This is a genomic window from Brevundimonas sp. (genome assembly GCF_044239655.1).
Classification (GTDB): Bacteria; Pseudomonadota; Alphaproteobacteria; order Caulobacterales; family Caulobacteraceae; genus Brevundimonas.
Window position 1 is genome coordinate 1 of sequence record NZ_JBIIAY010000208.1, and the last position, 2,811, is coordinate 2,811.

Sequence of the window (2,811 nt, forward strand, 5' to 3'; positions counted from 1 at the left end):
CAGGACGCGGGGCCGCCCCTCTTCGTTGCGGGGCGAAAAGGCATAGGCGGCTTCGGCGGCATAGTCGGACTGGGTCGGGCGGGTCTCGTCCAGGCCCGAGGCCTGAAGCAGCTTGGCCAGACGGATGCGGGCAGATTCGCTGTCGACGGCCGCCGACCCCGCCTCGCCGCGCGGGGCCTCGTCCTCCCACTCCGGCAGGCGCGACCAGGCGTCGAGGCCCGAGCCGCGATATTTCCGCTCGCGCATCGGCGCGTGCTGGAGCGCGCCCGATACCCGCCAGGCCCAGGCCCACTGGGCCCGCCCCAGCGTCTCGGCCAGGGTGAAGGCGTCCTCGCGGTGCGGATAGGCCGGGTCGGCCAGTTCACGCAGCAGGGCCCCGGCCGCATGACGCAGGGCCTCGGCCTGGGCTTCAGCGCCTTTCGGTTCGGACAGGCCCAGCGCGAGGGCCAGCCCGCTCGGCGACGGCGCGCAGAACCGCGCCGGGCGGACGAAGGCGTGGAGCTCCAGCACATCCAGCAGGTCCGGCGACCGCGCAGGCGGCGACAACCCCAGCCGCCGCGCCGTCAGACTGGCATGAGCGACCAGCACGGCCTGGGTCGTGAACACCCCCTCGGCCGCCCCCCGCCCGATCCGCCGCGCCCCCTCTTCGTCACAGATCGCCCCCGCGCCGGGCGGCACAGCCAGCGCCGCCGGCAGGACCAGCCACGGCTCGGTGCCGGTCAGTGCATTGGGGGCGAGGGTGGTGGGGGTCACGGTGCCTAGATAGCGAGACTCGGGCCGAAACGAAACCGGAACATGGCGCAGGCCTGATCATCCGAAATCGTGATGAACCCAATCATCGACGTCGAAGCTGTCGAAAGGGATCGATGCCGCCTCTGACTTTGCGCAACATGTCCACCGGTGGCAAAGAGGCGGGATGAGCCGTGTCCTGATCCTCAATCCCATCGACGACATCGCCGTGGCGCTCGACGACGTCGCGGCCGGTGAGACGCCGGAGGGGCTGGCCGTGCCTGCGACGGCGGATATCGCCCAGGGGCACAAGGTCGCGCGTCATGCGGTGGCGCAGGGCGGGCTGGTACGGCGCTATGGGCAGGTGATCGGGCGGGCGCGGGTTCCCATCGCGGCGGGGGATCATGTCCACGTCCACAACCTGGCCATGGCCGACGACGGGCGCGAGGCGGAGGTCGGGGCCGATGTCCGGGCACCGGCACCGCTCACCGGTGCGACCTTCCAGGGCATCGTGCGCAAGGACGGCCGGGTCGGGACGCGCAACTATATCGGCGTTCTGACCAGCGTGAACTGTTCGGCGACGGTGGCGCGGCGGATCGCCGATGCATTCCCGGATTCGGGCCTGCCCGAGGGTGTGGACGGGGTGGTGGCCTTCACCCATCAGGGCGGATGCGGCGGGTCGTCCCTGTCGACCGATGTGGAACTGTTGCAGCGGACCCTGGCCGGCTATGCGCGGCATCCGAATTTCGCGGCCATCCTGATCGTCGGACTGGGGTGCGAGGCGAACCAGATTCCCGACTGGCTGTCGAAGACGGGGCTGGAGACCGGCACCACCCTGCGGGCCATGACCATCCAGGAGGCGGGGGGCACCGCCCGCGCCATCGAGGCCGGGATCGGGATCGTGCGCGACCTCGTGGACGAGGCGTCGAAGGTCCAGCGCCAGACGGTGTCGGCCTCGCACCTGACGGTCGGTCTTCAATGCGGCGGGTCGGACGGATGGTCCGGCGTCACGGCCAATCCGGCGCTGGGGGCGGCGGTCGATCTGCTGGTCGCGCACGGCGGCTCGGCCATGCTGTCGGAGACGCCCGAGATCTGGGGTGCCGAGCATCTGCTGCTGCGTCGCGCGGTGTCGCAGGGAGTGGCAGACAAGCTGAACGCCCGTCTGGAATGGTGGCGCGCCTATGCCGACCGGCACGGGATGGAGCTGAACAACAACCCCTCGCCCGGCAATCTGAAGGGGGGGCTGACCACCATTCTGGAGAAGTCGTTGGGTGCCGTGGCCAAGTCGGGATCGACGCCGCTGAACGACGTGATCGGATACGCGGAGCCGCTGGCGTCGCCGGGCCTGACCTTCATGGACAGCCCGGGCTACGATCCCTGTTCGGCGACGGGCCAGATCGCCTCGGGGGCCAATCTGATCGTCTTCACCACGGGCCGGGGCTCGGTCTTCGGGGCCAAGCCCGCACCGTCGATCAAGGTGGCCTCGAACGCCAAGCTGGCGTCCTGGATGGACGAGGACATGGACATCGACGCCTCCCCTGTCCTGACCGGCACGCCGATCGCCGATGTCGGCGCCGAAATCTTCGCGCGGATGCTGGCGGTGGCGTCCGGCGAGCCGTCGAAATCCGAGGCGCTCGGCATCGGCGACAACGAGTTCGTCCCCTGGGCGGTCGGGGCCTATCTGTAGGAAAAAGTGGCGCACCCGAGAGGATGGGAAGTAGCGCATTTCTCACTCACTCAATGCATTGATTTATATAGAGGACTAGCGAAGGAGCGCACACCGATGTGTCACAGTTTGTGGCACAGCGTCGCCATGGAACTCAGACAGTGACAATCCCCCAGAAAGGGTACGCTTTGAACCGTCTATAGAACCGCTCATGTCGCTCGCTGGCCAGCTATTCGTCCTAGTTAGGGGAGATGGAAGGGTCGTGTAGAATGCTCTGTAGGCGCACAGGAAGCCACACCCTCAGTAGCTGTCGCTCACCATCGCCCAGAGCGACGTGATCTCGTTCCCATTTCGGGATTGCCAGACATCGGGCCAACGACCCCAGAACCTGGCAGTCGTCCACTCCAATCAGGCGG

General features: G+C 68.3%; 1 protein-coding gene and 1 pseudogene. One reads left to right on the top strand and one right to left on the bottom strand.

All coding sequences use genetic code 11. The features are described 5' to 3' along the window. A pseudogene (locus ACILQR_RS16375) lies at nucleotides 1–753 on the bottom strand (ATP-dependent DNA helicase); the annotation flags it as partial. 163 nt (nucleotides 754–916) lie between these two features. On the opposite strand from ACILQR_RS16375, the gene ACILQR_RS16380 reads away from it, so the two are divergent. Beyond that, complete coding sequence (locus tag ACILQR_RS16380) at nucleotides 917–2,416, top strand: UxaA family hydrolase (protein ID WP_395652423.1); 1,500 nt, start codon at nucleotides 917–919, stop codon at nucleotides 2,414–2,416. The last annotated feature ends 395 nt before the right edge of the window (nucleotides 2,417–2,811 follow it).